This is a genomic window from Bacillus sp. NTK034 (assembly GCF_017303275.1).
In the GTDB taxonomy this organism is placed as follows: Bacteria; Bacillota; Bacilli; order Bacillales; family Cytobacillaceae; genus Cytobacillus.
In genome coordinates this window covers 757,186-782,574 of sequence record NZ_JAFKOJ010000001.1, presented here as the reverse complement: position 1 = coordinate 782,574, position 25,389 = coordinate 757,186, and the positions used below count along the sequence as shown (strand labels likewise).

The 25,389-nt window shown below is 42.3% G+C and carries 22 protein-coding genes; all 22 read right to left on the bottom strand.

Going from position 1 to position 25,389, the window contains the following annotated elements; translation table 11 throughout:
- Nucleotides 1-233: 233 nt before the first annotated feature.
- The gene (locus JI665_RS03995; RefSeq protein WP_009330679.1) at nucleotides 234-1,193 is read right to left on the bottom strand and encodes an ABC transporter permease; all 960 of its coding nucleotides are present in this window, start codon (nucleotides 1,191-1,193) and stop codon (nucleotides 234-236) included.
- Nucleotides 1,194-2,240: an ABC transporter permease gene (locus tag JI665_RS03990; RefSeq protein WP_206836555.1), complete on the bottom strand. Its 1,047-nt coding sequence runs from the start codon at nucleotides 2,238-2,240 to the stop codon at nucleotides 1,194-1,196.
- Nucleotides 2,233-3,768, bottom strand: a complete 1,536-nt coding sequence (locus JI665_RS03985) for an ABC transporter ATP-binding protein (protein WP_206836552.1) — start codon at nucleotides 3,766-3,768, stop codon at nucleotides 2,233-2,235. Before JI665_RS03985 ends, JI665_RS03990 begins: the two co-directional genes overlap by 8 nt.
- Before the next feature lie 237 nt (nucleotides 3,769-4,005).
- Nucleotides 4,006-5,112: a BMP family lipoprotein gene (locus JI665_RS03980; RefSeq protein WP_206836549.1), complete on the bottom strand. Its 1,107-nt coding sequence runs from the start codon at nucleotides 5,110-5,112 to the stop codon at nucleotides 4,006-4,008.
- A gap of 73 nt (nucleotides 5,113-5,185) precedes the next feature.
- Nucleotides 5,186-5,911 carry a GntR family transcriptional regulator gene (locus JI665_RS03975; protein ID WP_113881995.1) on the bottom strand — a complete coding sequence of 242 codons (726 nt, stop codon included), beginning with the start codon at nucleotides 5,909-5,911 and terminating at the stop codon, nucleotides 5,186-5,188.
- 428 nt (nucleotides 5,912-6,339) lie between these two features.
- On the bottom strand, nucleotides 6,340-8,685 hold the full coding sequence (locus tag JI665_RS03970) for a DNA translocase FtsK (RefSeq protein WP_206836546.1): 2,346 nt from the start codon (nucleotides 8,683-8,685) through the stop codon (nucleotides 6,340-6,342).
- Nucleotides 8,686-8,855: 170 nt separating this feature from the next.
- The gene (locus tag JI665_RS03965; RefSeq protein WP_206836543.1) at nucleotides 8,856-9,071 is read right to left on the bottom strand and encodes a YlzJ-like family protein; all 216 of its coding nucleotides are present in this window, start codon (nucleotides 9,069-9,071) and stop codon (nucleotides 8,856-8,858) included.
- A complete protein-coding gene (locus JI665_RS03960) occupies nucleotides 9,068-9,820 on the bottom strand; it encodes a ClpP family protease (protein WP_206836540.1) in 753 nt (250 codons plus the stop codon). Before JI665_RS03960 ends, JI665_RS03965 begins: the two co-directional genes overlap by 4 nt.
- A gap of 126 nt (nucleotides 9,821-9,946) precedes the next feature.
- Entirely contained in the window at nucleotides 9,947-11,614 is a 1,668-nt protein-coding gene (locus JI665_RS03955) for a ribonuclease J (RefSeq protein WP_206836535.1), read from the bottom strand.
- 167 nt (nucleotides 11,615-11,781) lie between these two features.
- Nucleotides 11,782-12,648 (bottom strand): 4-hydroxy-tetrahydrodipicolinate synthase, encoded by an 867-nt coding sequence (gene dapA / locus JI665_RS03950; protein WP_206836532.1) that lies wholly within the window; start codon nucleotides 12,646-12,648, stop codon nucleotides 11,782-11,784.
- 136 nt (nucleotides 12,649-12,784) lie between these two features.
- Nucleotides 12,785-14,029: an aspartate kinase gene (gene dapG, locus JI665_RS03945; RefSeq protein ID WP_206836529.1), complete on the bottom strand. Its 1,245-nt coding sequence runs from the start codon at nucleotides 14,027-14,029 to the stop codon at nucleotides 12,785-12,787.
- A gap of 41 nt (nucleotides 14,030-14,070) precedes the next feature.
- Complete coding sequence (asd, locus tag JI665_RS03940) at nucleotides 14,071-15,120, bottom strand: aspartate-semialdehyde dehydrogenase (RefSeq protein ID WP_206836527.1); 1,050 nt, start codon at nucleotides 15,118-15,120, stop codon at nucleotides 14,071-14,073.
- A 290-nt stretch (nucleotides 15,121-15,410) separates the two neighbouring features.
- Nucleotides 15,411-16,010 carry a dipicolinate synthase subunit B gene (gene dpaB / locus JI665_RS03935; RefSeq protein WP_206836525.1) on the bottom strand — a complete coding sequence of 200 codons (600 nt, stop codon included), beginning with the start codon at nucleotides 16,008-16,010 and terminating at the stop codon, nucleotides 15,411-15,413.
- The gene (dpaA, locus tag JI665_RS03930) at nucleotides 16,007-16,909 is read right to left on the bottom strand and encodes a dipicolinic acid synthetase subunit A (protein ID WP_206836522.1); all 903 of its coding nucleotides are present in this window, start codon (nucleotides 16,907-16,909) and stop codon (nucleotides 16,007-16,009) included. The genes dpaB and dpaA overlap by 4 nt, the downstream gene beginning before the upstream one ends.
- Before the next feature lie 375 nt (nucleotides 16,910-17,284).
- Entirely contained in the window at nucleotides 17,285-17,539 is a 255-nt protein-coding gene (locus JI665_RS03925; RefSeq protein ID WP_206837657.1) for a YlmC/YmxH family sporulation protein, read from the bottom strand.
- A gap of 142 nt (nucleotides 17,540-17,681) precedes the next feature.
- Nucleotides 17,682-18,917, bottom strand: coding sequence for a M16 family metallopeptidase (locus JI665_RS03920; protein WP_206836519.1), 1,236 nt, complete (start codon nucleotides 18,915-18,917; stop codon nucleotides 17,682-17,684).
- Between the two features lie 42 nt (nucleotides 18,918-18,959).
- Nucleotides 18,960-19,976 carry a polysaccharide deacetylase family protein gene (locus tag JI665_RS03915; RefSeq protein ID WP_206836516.1) on the bottom strand — a complete coding sequence of 339 codons (1,017 nt, stop codon included), beginning with the start codon at nucleotides 19,974-19,976 and terminating at the stop codon, nucleotides 18,960-18,962.
- Between the two features lie 185 nt (nucleotides 19,977-20,161).
- A complete protein-coding gene (gene pnp / locus JI665_RS03910; RefSeq protein WP_206836513.1) occupies nucleotides 20,162-22,282 on the bottom strand; it encodes a polyribonucleotide nucleotidyltransferase in 2,121 nt (706 codons plus the stop codon).
- A 318-nt stretch (nucleotides 22,283-22,600) separates the two neighbouring features.
- Nucleotides 22,601-22,870 carry a 30S ribosomal protein S15 gene (gene rpsO, locus JI665_RS03905; RefSeq protein ID WP_009330698.1) on the bottom strand — a complete coding sequence of 90 codons (270 nt, stop codon included), beginning with the start codon at nucleotides 22,868-22,870 and terminating at the stop codon, nucleotides 22,601-22,603.
- Nucleotides 22,871-22,992: 122 nt separating this feature from the next.
- On the bottom strand, nucleotides 22,993-23,943 hold the full coding sequence (gene ribF / locus JI665_RS03900; RefSeq protein ID WP_206836511.1) for a bifunctional riboflavin kinase/FAD synthetase: 951 nt from the start codon (nucleotides 23,941-23,943) through the stop codon (nucleotides 22,993-22,995).
- Nucleotides 23,944-24,009: 66 nt separating this feature from the next.
- Complete coding sequence (gene truB / locus JI665_RS03895; RefSeq protein WP_206836508.1) at nucleotides 24,010-24,927, bottom strand: tRNA pseudouridine(55) synthase TruB; 918 nt, start codon at nucleotides 24,925-24,927, stop codon at nucleotides 24,010-24,012.
- A 65-nt stretch (nucleotides 24,928-24,992) separates the two neighbouring features.
- Nucleotides 24,993-25,373 (bottom strand): 30S ribosome-binding factor RbfA, encoded by a 381-nt coding sequence (gene rbfA / locus JI665_RS03890; RefSeq protein ID WP_206836506.1) that lies wholly within the window; start codon nucleotides 25,371-25,373, stop codon nucleotides 24,993-24,995.
- Nucleotides 25,374-25,389: the final 16 nt, after the last annotated feature.

The following is a 25,389-nucleotide window of genomic DNA, read 5'->3' as shown; positions in this document are numbered from 1 at the left end:
GCTATCTTCTATAATATCCTTTGTATTAAATCATATTCTTACTATACCTTGCCCTATTTCTTTATTTCAAGTTATTGGCTGTATTGGAAGGTTATATAAGAAAATCGGGAAGCTATGCCGATGAATGCTTGCGGATTAACTGCATATCTCCAAATGAGGAACAAAAGATAAGAAGACAGGGTTTCAATAAGCAATAAAAAGCCCCATTTCCAAAAGAAATGAGGCTTTCCTGTTTAGCGTTTTCCTTTTATATATGGAGTACCAGAGGCTTTTGGAGCATCAGCGCGTCCTATGAAACCAGTTAATGCCAGAATCGTTAAAACATATGGTGCGATGAGAAGATATACATTTGGAATATTCTCCAGGAATGGAAGGCTTGAGCCAATGATACTCAAGCTTTGCGCAAATCCAAAGAATAAAGCCGCACCCATAACACCAAGCGGATGCCATTTACCAAAGATCAATGCTGCTAATGCCATAAAGCCCTGGCCGCTGATTGTTGCATGGCCGAAATCTGAAGAAATGGATTGTGCATACACACCGCCGCCAATTCCTGCTAAGGCACCGGAGATTAATACCCCAATGTATCTCATTCTGGTAACATTAATACCCATTGTATCGGCAGCCATTGGGTGTTCACCAACCGCCCTCAGCCTTAGTCCGAATGGAGTTTTAAACATCACAAACCAGGCAAGGAATGCAACGGCAATCGCTGCAAATGAAGTATAGTATGTGTTTGAGAAAAACAGTTTACCGATTACAGGTATATCGCTTAAAAATGGTATATCCACCTTGCTGAAACCTTTTTGAATGATATCCGTCTGGCCTTTCCCATAAATGAATTTAACAAGGAACAGTGCAGCTCCAATTGCCAGAAGGTTAATCGCAACACCTGAGACTACCTGGTCTGCTCTAAACGTAATAGAAGCAACAGCATGCAGGATGGATAAAAGAGCCCCGACAACCATAGCTGCGAGTAATGCTACCCATGGCGTCATGCTGCCAAATACATCCACGAATGTAAGGTTAAAGACAATGGCAGTGAATGCTCCAATTACCATCAAGCCTTCTAAACCAATATTTACAACACCGGAGCTTTCTGAAAAATTTCCGCCCAATCCAGTGAAAATAAGCGGGGCTGCCCAAAGCAAAGTTGATGGAATAATAATTAATAGGATCTCCATTAAGCCCACTTACTTCACCCCCTTTTTGCTGATACGGTCAATAAAGATGCGAATCATATAGCTTGCTGCAACAAAGAACACTATAAGAGCAATGATAATATCTACCAGTTCGTTTGGCACTCCAGCTTCAAGCGGCATGTTTAATGCGCCGACCTTTAAGCTTCCAAATAGCAATGCTGCAAAAATAATTCCGATTGGACCATTACCGCCTAGAAGTGCAACTGCGATACCGTCAAATCCTACTCCGGTAAAACCGCCCTTGATGGCAGCATATCCGAATGTACCCAAAGCTTCCATCGCACCTGCAAGACCAGCAAATGCTCCTGAGATGACCATTGAAAGAATTATGTTTTTGCTGACGCTCATGCCTGCATATTCAGATGCATGCTGGTTAAAGCCTACAGCTCGCAATTCGTATCCCTTTGATGTTTTTTCTAATAGGAACCACATAATAAACACACAAGCTAAAGCAATTAAAATACCCCAATGCAGACGAGAATAATCAGTTAATCCCTCAAGAAACGGGGAACGCAGTGATGCAGAATCTGCAATCATCTCAGTACGGTCACTTTTTTCTGAAAGAACTGTACGGATTATATAGTTCGTTACATGCAATGCAACATAGTTCATCATGATCGTGACAATGACTTCATGGACTTTAAACTTGGCTTTCAGCAGTCCTGGAATGAATGCCCATAGCGCACCCGCTGCTGCTGCTGCAAGAACAGCAAGCGGCAGATGGATGAACTTTGGAAGTTCAAATGCAACTCCTACCCAAACAGCTGCTAGCCATCCGACGATCAGCTGTCCTTCAACTCCGATGTTAAATAAGCCTGTACGGAAAGCAAATGCAACTGCCAAACCGGCAAGAATATATGGAGTCACCTGTCTGACTACCTCACCGGTGTAGTAGATTTCTCCGAAAGCACCGTTCCATAGGGCAATAAATGCAGATCCGGCATTATAACCTGTTGCTATCATAATGATTGTACCTACTAATACACCTAGCAGAACGGCAACTAGAGGTACGACAATATTCTTCATGCGATTAGACATGGTTTTCGCCACCCGCTTCCTTCCGTTTAGAACCGGCCATCAATAAACCTAATTCTTGTTCAGTTGTTTGTTTCGGATCAACTACTGCTACAATTTCACCTTCATAAATAACAGCAATACGGTCGCTGACATTCATAATTTCATCCAATTCGAATGAAATAAGCAGCACTGCTTTCCCCTGGTCACGCTGTTCAATCAGACGCTTGTGAATGTATTCAATCGCTCCAACATCTAATCCGCGTGTCGGCTGAGCAGCGATCAGGAGATCTGGATTTCGGTCAATTTCGCGTCCGATTATGGCTTTCTGCTGGTTTCCTCCAGAAAGTGCTCTTGCAAGTGTATATTCACTTGGGGTTCTGACATCGAATTCTTTAATCAGCTTTTTTGCTTTGCTGTAGATTTCTTTAAAGTTCAGAACACCTTTTTTAGAGAATGGAGCTTTGTAATAGGTTTGCAGAACCATATTCTCTCCAATTGGAAAATCGAGGACAAGTCCATGCTTATGACGGTCCTGAGGGATATGACCTACCCCCTTCTCCGTTACCTTACGCGGAGACATATTCATAATTTCCTTGCCATTCAATTTAATTGAACCGCTTTCAGACTTCCTCAAACCTGTGATTGCTTCTATTAACTCAGACTGTCCATTTCCATCTACACCGGCAATACCGACAATTTCCCCGGCCAGTACATTGAGGTTAAGCTTATTAACCACGCCAAGCCCCCGGGAATCTTTTACATGTAAATCCTGAATTTCAAGCACTTGCTCCTGCGGTTTCGAGTCTGTTTTATCCGTTTTAAAAGTAACTTCCCTTCCCACCATTAAGCTGGCAAGTTCATTAGGGTTCGTCTCGCTGACATTAACCGTACCGATACCTACCCCTTTGCGGATTACTGTTACACGATCACAAACTTCCATAATTTCCTTCAGCTTGTGGGTGATTAAGATAATAGATTTGCCTTCCTGGATTAAGGTTTTCATGATCTGAATAAGCTCTTTAATTTCCTGTGGAGTCAGCACAGCAGTAGGCTCATCAAAAATAAGGATTTCCGCTCCCCGATATAGGGTCTTTAAAATCTCTACCCTCTGCTGCATTCCTACAGAAATATCTGAAATTTTCGCCTGAGGGTCTACAGCAAGTCCATATCGCTCGGAAATTTCCCTGACTTCCTTCTCCGCTTTTTTAATATCTATTTTTCCGCTTTTCGTCGTTTCTTTTCCTAGAATAATATTTTCAGTGACGGTGAAACGGTCTACTAGCATAAAATGCTGGTGAACCATCCCGATGCCCAAGTCGTTTGCTATATTTGGATCGGTGATGCGCACCGGTTTTCCTTTAACTTTTATTTCACCTTTTTCAGGCTGATATAAGCCAAAAAGGACGTTCATCAATGTTGATTTGCCCGCACCGTTTTCGCCAAGCAGCGCATGAATTTCACCTTGTTTCAGCTGAAGCGTGATATTATCATTAGCTACGATTCCAGGAAACTCCTTGCGGATGTTGAGCATTTCAATAACATAATCCATTTGTTTCACTCCTTGCTCAAAATATAAGGAAATCATTAGTAGTAAGAGGTCAGACCTTGGCAATTCTTAGAAAAACCTGGCCAAAACGCCAAGTTCCCCTTAAAGAATTGAATAATATAAAGGCATTAAAAATCTAAGTGAAATACAGAATTCTTTCTGTCCTTCAATTAAAATTTTAATTTTTAAAAAAAAGGAATAAGAGGCCGCAGTGCAACCTGCTTATTCCTTGTAAGTTAATTATTCAGCTGAGAAAGAAGCCAGTTCATCTTTTGTAGATGGAACAGTCAGGTCACCACTCTTGATCTTTTCCTGCCATTCTTTAACTGCACCTTCGATTTCTGCTTTTGCAGCTACTTCCGGATTGATAGGAGCAAGGCCTACACCGTCTTCAGCCAATCCGTACGTAGTCGTTTCTCCGCCAGGGAAGCTGCCGTCTTTTGCCTTTGTAGAAAGGTCCTTAACAGCATTGTCAACACGCTTAAGTGCAGATGTAAGGATTACATTGTGCTCTTTGCCATCGATTTCAACTACACCTTCAGCTGTCTGGTCTGAGTCAACACCAATTGCCCAAAGTTCTCTTGCCGGGTCTTTCTTTTTAAGGTCACGAGCTTCCTTAAATAGACCATTGCCTGTTCCGCCAGCAGCATGGAAGATTACGTCTACGCCAGAAGAGTACATTTTCGAAGCAATTGTCTGACCTAATTCAGCTTTATCAAATGCTCCAGCATATTGAACTTCTACTTTAATATCAGGGTTTACCGCTTGAACACCAGCCAGGAATCCAGATTCAAAACGCTCGATAACCGGAATTTCCATACCGCCGATGAAACCAATTTTGTTTTCTTTAGTTGCTTTGGCAGCAGCAACACCTGCAAGGAATGCAGCTTCCTGCTCTTTGAACATGATGCTTGCTACGTTTGGCTGATCGACAACTGCGTCAACGATACCGAAATGCGCATCCTTTTGCTGTTGAGCAATCTCATTGATCGCGCCTTCCATTAGAAAGCCGATACCGAAAACAAGATTAAAATCTTGACGAGCTAATGTATTAAGGTTTGTAGAATAGTCAGCATCTGACTGTGATTGAAGGTAGTCAAATCCGCCTTTTCCTTTTTCAAGGCCATTTTCTTCACCAAATGCCTGTAAACCTTCCCAGGCAGATTGGTTAAATGATTTATCATCTACACCGCCGACATCTGTTACCATTGCTACAGAGAATGCTTTTTCTTTTTCGTCTCCGCCAGCTGTTTCTCCGCCTTTTTCTTCACTTTTGCCGCAAGCACCGAGAATCGTTCCAGCAGCAAGAACTAAAGATAGCGCCAATCCAAATTTACGCTTTTTCAAGGTTGGTACCCCCTAAGAAATTGTTTTTGCATTAGCGGAATGAGTGATTGTGTTTTCGTGTATCCCCCCAAAGCTAGATTCTCTTTCTGAGGACATGGAAACTGAACTTATCAGCTCTGAAATAATTGACCGAATAGAGAATCGGAGTATCCGCTTCATCGAAATGCATCTGCTTCAATACAAGCAATGCGGTTTCCGGGTCACATTCCAGAATAGGTGAAATTTTCTCGTGATAGCCGATAGGCTCGATTTGGGCAACAGCATAGGTGATTTTCCGGTTTGCCTCTTCTTCAAGCATGTTGAGGATCGACTCTTGTTCGTGGGAAAATGTGTCTGGAAGAATATTCTCAGGAACTTTATCCACGCAATAAACGACCGGTTCACCATTTGCAGTTCTTACCCGCTCAATCACAGCAATCTCCTGGTCTAACGAACATGAGAATCTGCGGATATCGTCTTCAGTCGGTCCCATAGTTACAGAACTTAAGAAAACGGTTCCCGGCTTCATCCCTGCCTGCAAAATCATATTTGTGACACTATTAAGCTGTTCGATGCCTGATGTAAAAAGCGGCTTTGCATTGACAAAGGTGCCTACACCGTGACGGCGGATAATTACGTTTTCTTCTTCAAGAATGCGCAACGCCTCCCGCAGTGTAGCTCTGCTAACACCAAGCTGTTTGGCAAGATCAAATTCGGACGGAAGTTTTTCTTTTTCTTTATACACTCCATCTTCAATGTCTTGTTTTAATCGATCGATGACTTGCAAATATAAATGCCGGTTATCTGACTTAATAGACATGCAGGGTTCCTCCAACTTCAGTTCTCAAGACATCAGACCTCTGATGTTCAATCATTCCTACTAATCGAAAATACTATAACACTTTTTACCCAATAAAGAAATAGAAATTTATCAATTTGTCGAAAAAAGGTGAAAAGAACAAAATGTTTGTGAATCCCTCTGTACCAATTCCTTTTTTCTGGTATAATACTACTTTGAAAACGATTACATTTTGGTTTTTAGTGATAAATGCACCTGGCAAAAAATCTTATTTTATGATGAGTTGAAAGTACCATACCTCTTTCATTTTATGTAAGCGTTTTTAGTAGTATGGCATATTCCGATACCTTTTTTTATTGACGTCAATTTTTGGTTATATAACTCTCAAAAACATTAAAAAACGACCGTCCGAAGACTGGCCATTTTTTAATGTGTTATTCTTATAAAATTTAAGAACTTGCTTCTTCCGAAGGCTTGCCCTGCAGCACAGCTCTAGGCTTGCTGCCTTCATATGGACCGACAATGCCCCTGGCTTCCATTTCATCAATCAGCCTTGCAGCCCTGGTATAGCCGATCCTGAATCTCCTTTGGAGCATGGATACAGAAGCAGTCTGCATTTCCAGAATCAATTCAACAGCTTCTTCATATAAATCATCATCCACTTCTCCTGCCGCTTCAGGAATATCCTCTGGAATCATCTCTTCCTGATATTGTGCCTTCTGCTGACCGATGACGAAATCCACTATCTCTTCGACTTCTTCATCAGACAGAAAGGCACCTTGTACACGGACTGGCTTGGAAGCACCTACAGGCAGAAAGAGCATATCTCCTCTTCCCAGAAGTTTTTCCGCTCCGCCCATATCCAAAATGGTTCTGGAATCCGTCATGGATGACACGGCAAATGCAATCCTTGATGGTATATTCGCTTTTATTACACCTGTGATAACGTCTACTGACGGACGCTGGGTTGCGATGATTAAATGGATGCCTGCTGCCCTTGCCATTTGAGCAAGGCGCGTGATGGCATCTTCGACATCAGAAGACGCTACCATCATTAAATCTGCAAGCTCGTCCACTATGACCACAATGTAAGGCAGAAGGGGCTGCTGTGCTTCCTCTTCGGCATTATGCCTTTTTACATACTCATTGTATCCTTCGATATTTCTTGTGCCGGTATGGGAGAAAAGCTCATAGCGCCTTTCCATCTCACTGACGACTTTTTGCAGCGCCTGGGCTGCTTTCTTCGGATTTGTCACAACCGGCGCCAGCAAATGCGGCACCCCATTATATACATTCAATTCAACCATTTTAGGATCGATCATCATTAATTTTACTTCATGAGGTTTTGCCCTCATCAAAATGCTGGTAATGATTCCGTTAATACACACACTCTTCCCGCTTCCTGTCGCACCGGCAACAAGCAGGTGGGGCATCTTATTAAGTTCTGCGAGGACAGCTTCCCCGGTGATATCACGGCCAAGCCCGATCAGAAGCTTGGAGTCCGGTTTGTCATTTTGCTTGGATTCAATTACTTCCCTTAGAGAAACCATGGCCACTTCAGAGTTAGGGACCTCTATTCCAATGGCAGATTTACCGGGAATTGGTGCTTCTATCCGGATATCCTTAGCTGCCAGTGCCAGGGCCAAATCATCATTGAGACTAACGATTTTGCTTACCTTTACCCCAACATCGGGGTGCACCTCATATTTTGTAACAGCCGGTCCTAAATGAACCTGTGTCACTCTCGCTTTTACCCCAAAACTCTGAAACGTTCTTTCGAGCTTAGCAGCATTCGCATGGATAAGCTCATACTCACCGCTTTGATCGGTTTGCCTTGGCAATTTCAATAGTCTGATTGGCGGAAGCTCATAGTCTTTGTTTTCCACTTCAGTAAACGCAATTGGCGGCGCAGTCTCATCCTCCGGCTCAGTATCTGCTTCTTCCTGAGGCTGATTAGAAGCGGCTTCCCTGGGATCCTCCTGATAAGCTCTTTCGGCAAAGCTTGAAATAATCGGTTCTGGTGCCGGTTCAGGAGTATGATTGATGGTTATGACAGTGTCAGGTTCTTCTTCATCCCGGAGAGCCTGCTGTTCTTCTCTTTGGGCACGTCTTTCTTCCTTTTGTGACCTTCTCTCTTCACTTTTATCTTTTAGATTCTGTATCCATCCTTTGCAGTCATCAACAAAACCAAACCACTGTTTTTTAATAAAGGTTATTACCAGATTAAAAAACTTCCCAATAGTTTCGCCAAATGTCTTACCAGTGATTAAAATAAAACCAATTATAATCATTATAAAAGAAATAAACTTAGATCCCGATACATCAAATAAATAGTAGAGAATTGCTAGCAGAACTGCTCCTATCATACCTCCATTTAATTGGTCTGAACTTGTTTCCCCATTTTTAATCATGACAAATGATTCGTATGTATGTTTGATGATACTCGGATTATTTGTTCTTCCATCAGTAGTTATTAATTCAACATAGTTCGTATGGCTAAGTATAAGAATTGCTCCTATTACTAAATAAATCCCAAATAATCTGGATGTAAAGAGGGGAGGTATAGTCCTCTTCCACAATAGATAGGTCCCAAATAGCATCATACCTATTATGCCTATAATATCCCAGTTCCCGAAAAAGAAACGGAAAAACAATACAGTCCAATCACTTACTCTGCCAAAATTAGCTAATGCTACTATCCCAAGTGCCAGCAATGTAAGTCCTATTAATTCAAATTTCATTGTCCGTTTAAGTGTTTCGCTCTTTTTAGATTTTCTTTTCTTTCTTTTGGCCATATTATCACCTTATCATTGTTCTTTTTAACATCATCATCAAAATCCCATTATGTAATACATCATGTCAGCTATGAAAGAAGAAGCAGCCATTTTTTGGCTGCTTCTAAAATTACTTTTATTATATCATATCGATTCTTAATTAAGTTGTTTTTTGAATGTATTTCTCAGTTTTACTGAGTTAAAGTGATCATGGACCCTGGAGTATATCTTTCATCCATATAATGGGAGGGGTCACTGCTCATTATTCTTAAGATACGGCATTCCTGTCCTGCATTCATTTCCACTAGGAGGGGAATTCCTTCATATGACACAATTTTCTGTTTTCCAAAATCATCCTGCTCATTTTGATAAATGAGTTCCTGTGGCATCATGGTATAAAGGATCATTGAACCATCACTTCTTCTTTAGGTTTATTCATATCAATAAGCTCATTCAGCTTTGCCAGCGCTGGCCCTACCCCGCCTACTTCATCAATCAGGCCATATTCAACAGCATCCCTGCCGACCACGTTTGTACCAATATCCCTGGTTAGGTTGCCTTTATCAAACATCAGGTCTTTAAATTTCTGTTCCGAAATATTTGAATGCTTCGTTACAAAATTAATTACCCGATCCTGCATTTTATCCATATACTCAAAGGTTTGCGGCACACCGATTACCAGGCCAGTCAGTCTGATCGGGTGGATGGTCATCGTAGCCGTCTCTGCAATAAATGAATAATCGCATGACACAGCAATAGGCACACCAATGGAATGGCCTCCTCCCAGGACAATGGAGACGGTTGGCTTTGATAAAGAAGCCAGCATTTCTGATATTGCCAGCCCGGCTTCCACATCACCGCCTACTGTATTTAAAATGACCAAAAGACCTTCTATTTTTGGGTTTTGCTCAATCGCAACAATTTGAGGAATTAAGTGTTCATATTTTGTTGTTTTATTTTGCGGCGGAAGCTGCAGATGTCCTTCTACTTGTCCGACAATGGTCAAGCAATGAATTTTGGAATCCTGGGACAGCTGCGGCACATTCGTCTGTCCAAGCTGCTGAATCTTCTCCATAAGGGCAGACGGTTTATCCTCTTTCGGCTGTTCTTGCCCTTCCCCGCTCTCATTGCGGTTATTTTTCAAATCGTTTTCCATCCTTATTTCTCCCTTCAAGCAATATATTGTTAGTATGAACGCGGGATTCTTTTTCATGCGCTTTATTGCTGAAGAGTGAGCGTAAAAAACACAGCCCGGCATTGAATGACGGGCTGTGTTTTATTGTTATCCCTCCATAAGAATTGGAAGGATCATTGGTCTGCGTTTTGTTTTTTCATACAGATACTGATTCAGGCTGTCACGCATATCCTGCTTAATGCCGGACCAGTCAAAGGATTCTCTGGCAAGGTTCTGCTCTACAGCTTCCCTCACGATTTTTACAGCTTCCTCGAGAAGCTTTTCTGATTCCCTGACATATACAAAACCTCTAGTAATAATTTCAGGGCCAGCGGATATTTTCTTTTCTTTTTTATTGAGAGTGACCACCACTAATAAGATTCCATCCTGCGATAGCAGCTTTCGGTCCCTTAATACGATATTTCCGACGTCGCCAACACCGATCCCATCAATCAGCACATTTCCTGAAGGAATTTTTCCTCCGGGAACGATTGCACCATCCTTAATTTCTGCTACATCACCTTTATCCGGGATGAAAATTTGTCCGCCTGATAATCCGCAGTCCATGGCAATGTTAGCATGCGCTTTCAGCATTCGGTATTCCCCATGAACCGGGATGAAGAATTTTGGGCTCATCAGATTAATCATAAATTTAAGTTCTTCCTGGCTGCCATGGCTGGAGGTATTAAAAGTTCCCTTCCCAGGAATGACTTCAGCTCCCGCTCTAAACAGCATATCGATCGTTTTAAAAATTAATACCTCTGTTCCTCTTAAAGGGGATGCCGCCAGTAAAACGGTATCACCCTTCTTTATATTCACCTGTCTGTGAGACTGCTTCGCCATTTTTTGAAGGGCCTCTATTGGCTCCCCCTGAGTACCTGTGGTAAGTACAACGATTTGGTCCTCCCTGTATTTCCCGATTTCAGCGACAGGTATAATCACATCTTCCCCTACCTGTAAATAACCAAGCTGCATGGCAATATCATAGATCTTTTGCAGACTTCTCCCGACCACTGCCACTTTCCTGCCCGTTTCCATAGCAGCATCAAAAATATGCTGTATACGGATTAAGTCAGACGCAAATGAAGCAGCAATGACTCTCCCCTTTGCTGCATAGAATGCGGCTGTCATCTCTCTGGCCACTTTCGATTCTGAGTTGGTGTATCCCGGCTTTTCTGCTTCTGTACTGTCAGATAGAAGGCAAAGAACTCCCTCTTCCCCCAAGCGCGCCATTTTGCCGATTTCAGGTTTGTATAAGGCAGTCGATGCCTGATCGAATTTGAAATCTCCTGTATACACAATCGCACCTTCGGACGTATGGATAGCCACCCCGACACTATCCGGTATGCTATGGCAAGTCCTGAAAAAAGTTACATCTGCCGAATCAAATTCCACTTTGGTGTCTGAATTAATTTCAATAAACTGCGCTTTGCCTTTGTATTCCTGTTCCTTCATTTTGGCTTTGGCAAGTGCCAGAGTCAGCTTTGTTCCATAGACAGGAACATTGACCTTTGTCAGCACATAAGACAGCCCGCCAATGTGATCTTCATGTCCATGTGTCAGAAAAATCCCTTTCACTTTTTCCTTGTTTTGAACTAAATATGTAATATCCGGTATAACGATGTCAATTCCGAGCATTTCATTTTCAGGGAACATTAATCCGGCATCGATAACATATATTTCCTCATCCACCTCTGCCAAATACATATTCTTCCCAAGTTCTCCGACTCCTCCGAGTGCTGCTAGCTTGATGCTTTCATTCTGTCTCTTTTTCAATGTACGTATCCTCCCATGCATGTTCAGCCGATCAAGATCAGTTATCCATATTATACTTGAAGTCATAAAACCATGACAACCAAATTTATACATGGGAAAAGTTGAGGCTGCCTAATGAACCCCTTAAAAAATAAAAACCAACCAGCAAAACACTGGTTGGCAAGCAATTATTTAAATAGGTCAGCAACTGCGCTGCGTTCCTGTTCTGTCAACGGAACCATTGGAAGACGGACGGATCCGACATCGAGCCCTTTAAGCTGCAGCGCTGTTTTTACAGGCACTGGGCTTGGGGCAGCAAAAAGGCCTTCCATGATCGGAAGAATTCGCTGATGGATCTTTGCAGCTTTTTCATTTTCACCATTCAGGTAAGCTGTGATCATCTCCTGCATTTCATTGCCAATCACATGGGAAGCGACAGATACGATTCCAGTTCCGCCAATTGCCATGCAGGGAAGAGTAAGGCCATCGTCACCGCTGTAAAGCATGAAGTCATCATCCGTATTGGCAATGATTTTTGCCATTGCATTCAGATCTCCGCTTGCTTCTTTAACAGCAGCGATGTTAGGGATTTCCGAAAGGCGGATGATCGTTTCAGGTAAAATATTGACGGATGAGCGTCCCGGAATATTATAAACCATTACTGGAAGGCTCGTGCTTTCCGCAATTGCCTTGAAATGCAGATAGAGCCCTTCCTGATTTGGCTTATTATAATAAGGTGCTACAATCATGATGGCATCTACACCAATTTGCTCTGCTTTTTTCGTTAATTCAATGGATTCGTACGTATTATTGCTTCCAGTGCCGGCAATAACAGGCACACGTTTGTCAGCCACCTTCACTGCGTGTTTGAATAATGCCAGCTTTTCCTCTTTTGTCAGTGTTGGCGACTCGCCGGTAGTTCCGGCAATGACCAATGAATCTGTACCATTTTCTATAAGATGATTGATAAGCTGTGTCGTTTTAGGGAAATCAATATGTCCCTTATGATCGAATGGCGTTACCATTGCTGTTGATACTCGGCCAAATAGAATCATGTTTACACTCCTTGCAGATGTTTAAAAGACCGGGAAGACACGGGCGGATCTGCCGATTAAGATGCAAGTCAGTCGTTACCCCCTGAAGGGCTTTCTTCCCCTTTTTAAACATGATATTTTTCTAAGATTTCTAAGATTAAATGTCTTTTCTCTCATACTCTGCCAATTCTTCTTCCAGGCGAAAAGCATCGTGCAATGCATTAACAGACTTTATCAAATCTGCCTGCTTTACAAGAACCCATATTGTTGTATGGCTGTCTGCAGATTGCAGGATGCGGATTCCCTGCTCGGACAATGCCGTCACGATTCGTGAAGCCACGCCAGGAACACCCTGCATTCCTGCACCGACAACCGAAACCTTTGCGCACTCTCTTTCAACCAGCGGATCGTGACCCAGACCTTTAAGAATACTAATCGCTTTATCCGTCATTTCTTCCGTAACCGTGTAGTTGACGCCATTTGGATATATATTGATAAAGTCAACGCTGATCCCCTGGTTTGCCATGGCTTTAAAGACCTCAGACTGAAGATCATATTGATCTTTCTTCGCAAGAACCTTTATTTGTGTGACATTGGAAACGTGGGCAATTCCTGTTACCGAACGCTCTTTAATATCTGTACCGCGCCTGTCTTTATTTAATGTTGTGACAAGTGTTCCGAGACTGTCGGAGTAGGTTGAGCGGATTCTGATCGGAATTTTGGCCTGCATGGCAATCTCGACAGCACGAGGGTGAATCACCTTTGCACCCTGATACGCCATATTGCAGACTTCCGTATAAGTGACAACTGATAATGGACGTGCATTTTCAGCTATGCGCGGATCAGCAGTCATGATGCCTTCCACATCTGTAAAGATATCAATCCACTCAGCATTTAGGGCTGCGCCAAGAGCCGCTGCGGAGGTATCACTGCCGCCTCTTCCGATCGTTGTGACATCACCAGTTTTAGAAGAACCCTGAAATCCCGCGACAACGATAACATCTTGATTCTCAAGCTCTTTCAAAAGTCTGTCGCATTTCATATCGATAATTTTTGCATTTGTATGATCATTATTTGTTCTAAATCCTGCCTGTGCCCCTGTTAGAGCTGCTGCTGTGATTCCATGTTCATTTAGCATGTTTGAAAAAACGATACTTGAGATGACTTCACCGCAGGATAAAAGCAGATCCGTTTCGCGTCTGCTGATCTTGCTGTTATTGCCTTGTACAAGCGCAAGCAGTGTATCTGTTGCATAAGGATCGCCTTTTCGGCCCATCGCCGAAACAACGACAACAACCTTATATCCATCAGCCAGCGCTTTTTTTATGTGCTTAAGCGCATGTTCGCGGCTATTTTCATCGCGGACTGATGTGCCCCCATATTTTTGAACGATGATATTCATTAAAACACCTCTAACCTCTCAACATGAAGAGAATACGTTAACTATTTCACTATGCCAAGTTTAATTAAGCTTTCGGCAATCTGCACGGAATTCCATGCTGCCCCTTTAAGAAGATTATCAGAAACCACCCACATATGGAAGCCTTTATCCTCATCCAAATCTTTGCGGATACGGCCGACAAAAACATCATTTTTACCAACACAATCAGCAGGCATTGGGTAAATCTGGTTATCCGGATCATCCTGCAGGACAACACCCGGCGCATTTTCAAGAAGGCTCTTTACTTCATTTGCAGTCACACTGTCAGTTTCCACTTCAAAATAAAGGGACTCTGAGTGCCCAGTTGCCACTGGTAGACGAACGCATGTAGCAGCCACTTGCAACTCGGGCATATGCATGATTTTCTTTGTCTCATTGATCATTTTCATTTCTTCATATGTGTAGCCATTATCCTGGAACTTATCAATTTGCGGAATCGCATTGAAAGCAATCTGATAGTGTTTTTTATCGCTCTTAACAGGAAGAATGACAGGCACATACTCTTCATTATTTATTATGGCTTTTGTCTGCTCATTCAGCTCTTGAACTGCAGCTGCTCCTGAACCTGAAACAGCCTGGTAAGTAGAAACAATCACTTTTTTCAAACCGTATTTTTCTTTTACCGGCTTTAGGGCAACAACCATTTGAATCGTAGAACAATTTGGATTAGCGATTATGCCATTATGCGAATGAAGGTCATCTTCATTTACTTCAGGTACGACAAGAGGCACATTTGGATCCATACGGAATGCACTTGTGTTGTCTACCACAATGGCACCATGCTCAACCGCATGAGGAGCAAGTTCCTGGGAAACGCTTCCTCCGGCACTGAATAATGCGATGTCCACGCCTTTAAAGCTCTCTGGCTTTGCTTCCTGAACCGTATACTCCTGGCCCTTGAACGCTACCTTCGAGCCTGCAGAACGGGCTGATGATAAAAGTGTTAATTCAGAGATCGGAAAATCTCTATTTTCAAGTGTTTGGATCATTTGCTGGCCAACTGCACCAGTTGCTCCAACTACCGCGACATGAAATCCTTTTTTCTGTTCCAAATTCCTTTTCCCCTTCCAGTACCATTATATTTTTCTAGCAAAATTAGTTTTTTAGTGAAAAAACAATATGCCCAAAATTCAATAGAACGGCAGCCAAAGTCAATTGGCAGCCGTTTTCCTGCCTGATTTTAAAGATGGCAGGCTTCCATTTATATTATCAGCATATTGTCATTACTCCAAGAGGTTAATATTATTTTAAACATAGCTTGGAGGTTGGTTATCTTAATAATCTTTATTCTAACATATTCGCTCACTAAAGGACTAAAATTTTTGCTAGAAAAAATAGGGGGCTAATTTTCGTCTTTATATCTTTCCACTAAAACAGGCTGCAGCTGCTTGCCTTCCATGGCATGAAGAACTGTTTCAGGTAATGCTGTCATTCTTGCTACCATTGAATTTGGCTTCTTCACAGGATCATCCTGGCCATAAGGGATAAAATAAATATTTTTTGTAGCCATTAGTCTCATTAAGTTTACCCCATTTAAACCCAGCGCATCATTTGTGGAGATACCAAGCACAACTGGTTTGCCGTTTCTAAGGGTTGCCTTGGCTGCCATCAGTACGGGCGAATCAGTCATGGCATTGGCAAATTTGCTCATGGTATTTCCAGTAAGCGGGGCAATCACCATACAATCCAGAGGAATCTTAGGTCCAAGCGGCTCCGCTTTCACAATTGAATCGATCACTTTATTGCCAGTCAGATCTTCAATTCTTTGAACCCAGTCTTCCCCTTTCCCGAATCTTGTCTCAGTGCTCTTTACCGTAAAGGTAACGACCGGAAGCACTTCAGCCCCTGCAAGAACAAGCCTTTCTATTTCCGGAAACACTGCATCGTACGTGCAATGTGATCCTGTTAAACCAAATCCGATTCTTTTCCCTTTCAAACTCATATTGATTTCCCCTTTCTCTTTTGCAAATCTTCCATAATCAATTGAGAAAGAACATTCGCCAATATTTGCCCGGCTGTTTTCGGAGCAACGATTCCCGGCAGGCCTGGTGCGAGCAGGGCTTTCACTCCCCGTTTTTCCGCGTAGCGGAAATCGGTTCCTCCCGGCTTTGAAGCCAAGTCAATGATAAGCGTATGTGTAGGCATTTTTGAAATGACGGATGCTGTTACAACTAAATGAGGAGCTGTATTTATGCAAATATCCACATCTTTTACCGCATCCTCAATCTCTTTCAGGTTGAATGGGGTAAGACCCATTTCCGTTATCCGGGCAATGTGTTCACTTTTTCTCGCCCCCACTTTCACTTTTGCACCCAGTGCATGAAAGGTTCTTGCTACACTCATTCCTACTCTGCCAAGGCCGATTACGGCTATATTAGATCCATGAATAGTGAAATCAGTATGCTGGATAGCCATCATGATGGTTCCTTCTACTGTTGGAATTGAATTGTAAATAGCAACATCGTCCCGTTCAAATAATTGCACAAGACGGCGGTCTGCCGATTTAGTAACTCCTGTTAAATACGAATTGGTTATGCCGGAATAAACTGTACAGTGTGCTGGAGTCTGCGAAAGAATTTCCTCTTCAAAAGTCACTTTTTCATTGGAGAAAATCGTTTCGATCTGACCCTCCAGACCCGTGCCGGGAACAGGTAGGATAATCGCGTCTATATTGGAAAAATCCACTTCATCTATTTTTTCTTTTACCGCACCAGAGAACGCATGATCCAGCTGCTCAAATCCAATTAATGAGAGCTTTGCATCAAGCTCAGTCAATTTCCGGATGATTTCGAGCTGCCGTGCATCACCGCCGATGACTGCTATTTGGGTTCCTGTCAGCATGCAACACTCACCTTCTTTTTTCTTTCTTTTTAGAAAGCATATATTTTTGAAGCCAATGACCGCATGACTCCTGGTAAAAAGTAACCTCGCACCGGCAACGCCACTATACAATAGCTGCGGCACGAGACAGCAATTGCACAAGCAGATTTATCTTAAACGAAATGTGGCGTTATTTTTGGCCGGCAATTCATCTAATAACCATAATGGAATTGTGTATTGAACTACTTCAACATCTTATGTATGAACGGGGCAATAGGTGAGTTTTCCACTAAAAAGAAAATGGTTCAGCTATGGAAGGGGATTTTTGAAGATATTAAGGAGATTGCCTAAAAACAGCTAAAAACAAAAAGGACCTAATCGGCCCTTCTTTCAAGACTATTCCTGCTGATCAGCATTTTCCGGAATATCAATAATGATCATGTCATTGCCAATTTTCCTTATATGCTGCCACGAAACCCGGATTTCGTCACCTTGGCGCTTGAAGCCGAACCACTTTAATGAAGGGATGAGCAAGGTCTGGATCTGACCATTTTTTTCATTTATTTCAAGATCTGTCTGCCCAAGTACCCCCAGTCGTTCCGCCCGCTTCACATCCACGATTTCCTTTCCGCTCAGCTCACTTAATCTCATCATCTGCCCTCCTCTTTTCTCTTTCTCTATATTTTTATCGTTCAGCCAGTAGTTTTAGAAGTCCAAGACAAAAGAAAACAGCCTGCAGGAAAACAGGCTGTTTTTAGTCCACCGCTTTTGCAAACGGCCCACAACAAATTTATTAAAGATTTTTTGGAAGTTCTCCCTCTGGGCTGATTAAAGCAACAGAGTATTGATCTGTGAAAATGGAATTCGCCATGTTATTTACTCCCTGCATGGAAACTGCATCGATTTCCTCAACAATTTCATCCATAGAACGGTGGCGGCCCAGAAGCAGTTCGTTTTTGCCATTTCGGCTCATCCTGCTGTTTGTGCTTTCAAGGCTAAGCATCAAGCTTCCTTTGAGCTGTTCCTTACTGTTATTCAGCTCTTTATCTGTAATGCCTTCTTTTTTAAGAGTAGCAAGGGTTTCCTGAATCGTATCAAACAGGACGTCCAGCTGTTTAGCGCCTGTTCCGCCGTATAGCGTCACTATTCCGCTATCCTGGAAGGCAGAATGATAAGAGAAAACAGAATATGCCAATCCTTTTTGCTCCCTAACATCCTGGAATAAACGGCTGCTCATGCTTCCACCCAATATATTATTTAAAACAATCAGATTGTATATATCCTCATGCCCTACTTGCAATCCTTCGAATCCCAAGCAAAGATGTGCCTGCTCAGTATCCTTTTTACGCGCAAGATGGTTTGAATGGAATTCAGGCTTCTGCTCAGAGCTTTCTCTCTTTCCGCCTTCATAGGATCCAAAGTATTTTTCTACTTCCTTGATGAAAGACTCCTCGATATTTCCGGCAATGGAGATTACTACATTTTCAGGTGTGTATGTTTCATGCATATACTGTTTTAATGTATCACCATTGAACGTGGCCAGCGTTCCTTCTGTGCCAAGGATCGGATAGCCAAGAGAGTGGTTCTCATAGATTGCTTTGCTCAAAAGGTCATGTACGATATCATCAGGCGTGTCTTCATACATTTTGATTTCTTCGTAAACAACATTCTTTTCTTTATTCAGTTCCTCATCCACAAAGGTGGAGTTAAAAAACATATCAGAAAGCACTTCAAGAGCAAAGTCAGAATGGGTATCCAGTACTTTTGCGTAGTAACATGTATATTCTTTTGATGTGAAGGCGTTCACCTGGCCTCCAATGCTATCAAAGCTTTCGGCAATTTCCCGGGCTGATCTTGTTTTCGTTCCCTTAAAAAACATGTGCTCGAGGAAATGAGAGATTCCATTATTTTCAGGAATTTCGTTTCGCGAACCTGTTCCGATCCATACTCCGATCGCAACAGAACGGACGGTTGGAATGTTTTCTAGAACGACTCTTACTCCGTTTTGGCATGTATATTTCTTTATCAAATAAATTCCTCCTGTTCTGAAACCCAATGACATATGCTTCCATTAGTTTATATTATTATTGTTATTTTTTCCAAAATCCTGATTATTATTTTCCCGATTCTGGATTCTCTTCTCGCTTAACAATTCAGATACTGTTCCAATCTGCAGGTTCTTCTGCTTAAGACCTGTTATAAGTCTATCGAGTGATTTTTCGGTGGATTCAGTAGGGTGCATCAGAATCAGTGCTCCATTATGGACCTTTGATAACACCCTATTTATCAGGACATCAGGGGGTGGCTTTTTCCAATCCACTGTATCAACAGTCCACATAACGGTGCCGAGGTTCTTCTCAGCAGCAATCTTCACTGTTTCATCCCTATAGCTGCCGCTGGGAGGAGCAAACCAAGTAATGGGCTTATTCAGCCTTTCATCCATCGTGGCTTCGATCACATCATTTGTCTTTTGGATTTCTTCCCTTGTCTTTGCAGAAGAAATCACTTTCATATCCGGATGAGTATACGAATGGTTGCCCACTTCATGTCCAGCATCTATAATCATTCTGGCAAGTTCCGGATTATTCTTTACCCATCTTCCTTCAAGGAAAAAACTTGCTGACACATTATGTTCCTTTAAAGTAGCCAGCATACCTGACAAATATTCATTTCCCCATGCCACATTAATAATGAAACTGACCATCGGTTTATCAGGATGGCCTTTATATACAGGTGACGGTGGGAGGTCCTTTAACTTCACCTTCGGTTCAATTTGTTTAAATACAAGTTTATCTTCATTGAACTCATTCTCTGATTTCATCTTTCTATAAGATGCCTCAACATCTATTTCAATTCCGTTAAGCCCTGGAATGGCTTTCCATACACGGTCTATTTTAGCATCCTGTGCAGGAATGCTGTATTCCTCTTTTTTTGCTGTAATCTCTTCATAAAGTGAATCCTTAGCCTTGGAAACCGTTACGGCTCCTGTCTCCTGTTTGAGGCCTGATACATACTGATCAGTAAAAGGATTATTGATAAAAGCAAGTGCCATAACAAACATGATAGCAATATGGATAAACTTTCTCATTCTTCATGCCTCCTTCAATTCATAGTATGATTCAAAGGGACAAGGTAGAACGGAAGCGTATTACAAAGGTATGTTGTATAGGGCAAACGCCCATGGATATTCATATATGTAAAAAGCCAGGGTTTCCCCTGGCTTTCAGGAAATTTCGCCCCGCAAAATGCTTCTCTCCTAAATAGAGGTTAGTATTATTGCTGTGCTTTTTCCTTTTGCTCACGCTGTTCACGCAAAACGGCTTTGCGGGAAAGGTTTACGCGGCCTTGCTTATCGATTTCAGTAACTTTTACTAGAAGTTCGTCACCGATGGATACAACATCTTCCACTTTCCCTACACGCTCTTCAGCAAGTTCAGAAATGTGAACCAATCCATCTTTACCGGAGAAGATTTCAACAAATGCACCGAATTTCTCAATTCGTTTCACCTTGCCAAGATACATTTGTCCAACTTCTACTTCACGTACGATATCTTCTATAATCTTCTTCGCTTTTTGATTCATCTCTTCATCTACTGATGAGATGAATACTGTTCCATCCTGTTCGATATCAATCTTAACGCCTGTTTCTTCAATGATCTTATTGATCTGCTTTCCGCTTGGCCCAATAACATCACGGATTTTATCAGGGTTGATTGACATCATCAGAATCTTAGGAGCATATTCAGACAGCTCTTTTCTTGGCTGCCCAATAGTGCTAAGCATGGAATCAAGTATCTGCATGCGGCCTTTCTTCGCCTGCTGCAATGCTTCCTCAAGAATCTCACGTGACAAGCCTTCAATTTTAATATCCATTTGGAGAGCAGTAACACCCTTGGAAGTACCCGCCACTTTGAAGTCCATGTCACCCAGGTGGTCTTCCATACCCTGAATGTCAGTCAGAATTGAATAATGCTCGCCTGATTTAATAAGACCCATTGCTATACCGGCAACTGGCGCTTTAATAGGCACACCGGCATCCATCATAGCCAAAGTACTTGCACAAATACTTGCCTGTGATGTTGAACCATTTGATTCCAATACCTCAGATACAAGGCGCATTGTATAAGGGAAGTCCTTTTCAGATGGAATAATAGGCTCAAGAGCACGTTCTCCAAGAGCTCCATGCCCGATTTCGCGGCGTCCTGGCCCTCTGATTGGTCCAGTTTCACCTACACTGAAGTTAGGGAAATTGTAGTGGTGCATGAATCTTTTTTCTTCTTCAATTCCCAGCCCATCAAGAATCTGTACATCGCCAAGAGCTCCTAAGGTACAAATGCTCAGAGCCTGAGTTTGTCCGCGTGTAAATAAACCTGAACCATGTGTGCGCGGAAGAATGCCTACCTCTGATGATAGCGGGCGGATAACATCCAATCCACGTCCATCCGGGCGAACTTTATCTTCTGTGATAAGACGTCGCACTTCAGCTTTAACAATTTTATCAAGGATCTGCCTGATTTGCTTCAGCTTGTCTTCGTCTGCTTCTTCACCTTCATATTTAGCTGTAATTTCTTCTTTAACTGCTTTAATGGCAGCTTCACGGGCATGCTTCTCCTGCACCTGAATTGCTTGAATCATTTCTTTCTCACAGATGCCGCGAACTTCAGCCTCAAGGTCCTGGTCAACCTGGTATAAGACAACTTCCATTTTCTCTTTGCCGATTTCTGATGCTATTTCTTCCTGGAAAGCAATAAGGCGCTTGATTTCCTCATGGCCAAACATAATCGCTTCAAGCATTGTTTCTTCAGGCACTTCATCTGCACCTGCTTCTACCATGTTAATCGCGTCTTTTGTACCGGCTACAACAAGGCTGATATCGCTCTTCTCAGCCTGATCCACAGATGGATTAATGATGAATTCTCCATCAATGCGCCCTACGCTGACCCCTGCAATCGGACCGCCGAATGGGATATCCGACACAGAAAGGGCTAAAGATGACCCAAACATTGCAGCCATTTCAGATGAGCAGTTTTGATCCACACTCATCACCATGCTTACAACCTGTACATCATTTCTGAAACCGTCAGCGAATAATGGACGGATTGGCCTGTCAATCAATCGGCTGGCCAAAATTGCTTTTTCACTTGGACGGCCCTCTCTCTTAATAAAACCGCCCGGAATCTTACCAACAGCATATAAACGTTCTTCATAGTTAACTGTCAGCGGAAAAAAATCCAGATTTTTTGGTTCTTTTGATGCTGTAGCAGTACTTAATACTACAGTATCGCCATAGCGCACTAAAACCGCACCGTTAGCCTGTTTAGCCAGCTGGCCAATCTCAACGGTCAATTTGCGCCCAGCCCACTCAAGGCTGTAGACATGTTTATCTTGTCCCATATTTGTACCCCTCTCTGCTTTCACTTAAGGACAGGCGTCAGTTCTGCCTGGTCCGTTCCAATTGTTGTTTATCCTGCATAAGCTGCAGATAATCCTGCCATGACAGCAGCAGAGGCTTAAGAGCTCTGCATTGCCAGCAGTCCAGTTTTATATAAAAGCATGAAATGCTCTTTAATCATAATAAAATTAGGCATCTTATAGTATGCACAATTTTTCTGTTTGCTAAAATAAGAATAACTTATGTATGTACATGATTAGGAACAAAATTCAAGTTTTTAAAGCTAATAAAAAAGCGGGAAAAAATCCCGCTTCTGTTGATTATCGACGTAAGCCAAGCTTATTGATTAACTCACGGTAACGAGCAACGTCTTTGTTGCGAAGGTAAGTTAATAGGTTACGGCGCTTACCAACCATTTTCAAAAGACCGCGACGTGAATGGTGGTCTTTCTTGTGAGTACGTAAATGGTCGTTCAAATTGTTAATTTCTTCAGTAAGGACAGCGATTTGAACTTCTGGAGATCCAGTGTCGCTTTCATGAGTTTTGAACTCATTGATTAGCTCATTTTTACGTTCTTTAGTGATTGCCATCCGGTTCACCTCCTAAATTTTCAATCCCCTGTTACTGAGCAAGCGTCGGTGACTCGACTTGCCAAGCAAAGGTTCATTTGGTACGTTACTTAGAATACAACTTTTTATGACAAAAAGCAAGGCTAAACCCTGTTTTTCTCAAAATATTGCTCAGTCTGCTGTTTATCCTTCTCAATTTGGGCGATTAAATCCTGAACGCCAGCAAATTTCCTTTCACTTCTAAGATGTCTATGCCATTCAACCGTAACTTTCCTGCCATAAATATCTGAAGAGAAATCAAAAATATGGACTTCAACCGATGGCCTGTCCCCTTTTTCCTTATTAAAGGTAGGTTTGTAGCCAACATTGCATACACCTTCATACCAGCTGCCATCTACTAAGAATCTCACAGCATATACACCTGGCGGAGGAATGATGCAGTCATCCGAAACATCCACGTTCGCAGTTGGAAAGCCGATTGTACGGCCTCTCTTATCACCATGGATAACGGTTCCTGATGTTTTATAAAATCTCCCTAAAAGGTCGGGAAGCTCAGCTGTTTTCCCTTCCCGGATGTATTTCCTTATTAACGTAGAGCTGATTTTTTCGTCTTCTTTTTCAAGCTTTGCAACAACCGAATAATCAAATTGATCTCTGGAATGGAACAACAGCGTTTCCATTGTGCCGCGTCCCATCCGCCCGTAGGAATAATCAAAGCCTGCTACGACATGCTTTGCATTAAGACCAATCAGGTATTGATCAACAAACTCCTGGGGAAGAAGGTTTGCAAATTCCCTTGTAAAATTGATGATAAACAAATAATCGATGCCTAGATCCGCTATGATAGCAATTTTATCCTCAATAGGAGTAATATACTCCACATGCTGAACGCTTTTCCCCAGAACAACCGATGGATGCGGGTCAAATGTCATAACAGCACTTTTTAATCCTTTTTGTTCAGCTATAGATTTTGCTTCACGGATGACTTTCTGATGACCCAAATGAACACCATCAAAATATCCAAGTGCTATTGCCAGTTCAGGCATGCCGGTTCTATCCAATCGATGGGGATGATGTATATGAATAACTTCCATATTATTAATTCACCTTTTCTCTACAGAGCCTGGACCTATAAAAATGCACAGCTTTATAACGAGTGCTTATTGATCATTCCTTAACACCTTTACTGGCTTCATTAACCCAGGTTTGCTGGGGTGATGCTCATAAATCGCCAGAACAAGGCCTTCCATTGCTTCCAATGCGATTGGGCCCTTGGTGTCGAGTAAATGATCAGGGATAGTTAATACAGCCCCATTTTTTACTTTCTCTGCTACTTTATCACTTATTTGAAATTTCGGCAAATGAGAAAGCGCAGCTTCCATAGGTCGGAGAACCTCGGCTATTGTCCCCTTCTCTGCTCTGTCTTCTATTTCATCAAAAGTCAGACAGTCATCAATTGTCAATGAGGCAGACTGGATTCTAACCAGCTCGGACATATGGGCGGGGTATCCCAGTTCACTCCCAATCATGACAGCAAGCGTTCGGATATATGTTCCTTTGCTGCAGGCTACACGGAAACGAAAGGTAATATTCTCACCCTCAAACATTTCTCTGTCATCGAGCAGTTCGATAGAGTAAATAGTAACTTTCCTGGACGGCCGTTCCACTTCTATTCCCTTTCTTGCATATTCATAGAGGCGTTTTCCATTCACTTTTACTGCTGAATACATAGGAGGTGTCTGCGTAATTTCCCCGGTCAGGCTTCGAAGAACTTCCAATATCTGATGTCTGGAAATAGGTGCTGCAACATCTTTTCTCTCCACGACTTCTCCGGAGGCATCTTCTGTTGTCGTAGAAAATCCTATTGTGACTTCTCCCTCATAGGACTTTCCTGCATCTGTTATGTATTCAGCCACCTTTGTCGCTCTGCCGAGACAGATTGGGAGTACCCCAGTTACGTCAGGATCAAGTGTGCCTGTATGGCCGATTTTTTTCATCCGCAAAATTTTCCGCAGCCTGAAGACACAATCATGGGATGTCATTCCTTTTGGTTTGAAAAGCGGTAAAATTCCTTCCATATTAAATACCACCTTGTCTTTTGTAATTAGAAAAAAATGGATAGACAAATTGTCTATCCATTCCATTAATCTTCTTCTTTGGTGCGTTCCTCATCTTTGGAACGGCCTTCGTCCTGAATTTGATGGAGCAATGATTCTATACGGTTTCCGTAGTCAATTGATTCATCAAATTCGAATAGAATTTCCGGCGTTTTTCTTAGCCGGATTCTCTGGCCAATTTCAGATCGGATAAAGCCTTTTGCTTTAGCCAGCCCGCGAAGCGTATTTTCCCTTTGTTCCTCATCACCCAGAACAGAGATAAATACAGTTGCCTGCTGGAGATCCCCAGTAACTTGAACATCAGTGACTGTTACAAATCCAACCCGCGGGTCTTTTATTTTCCGGCCGATGATTTCGCCCAGTTCTTTTTTCATTTGTTCTCCAACTCGATTTGCTCTAAGGCTCATTCTATATCACCTCTTC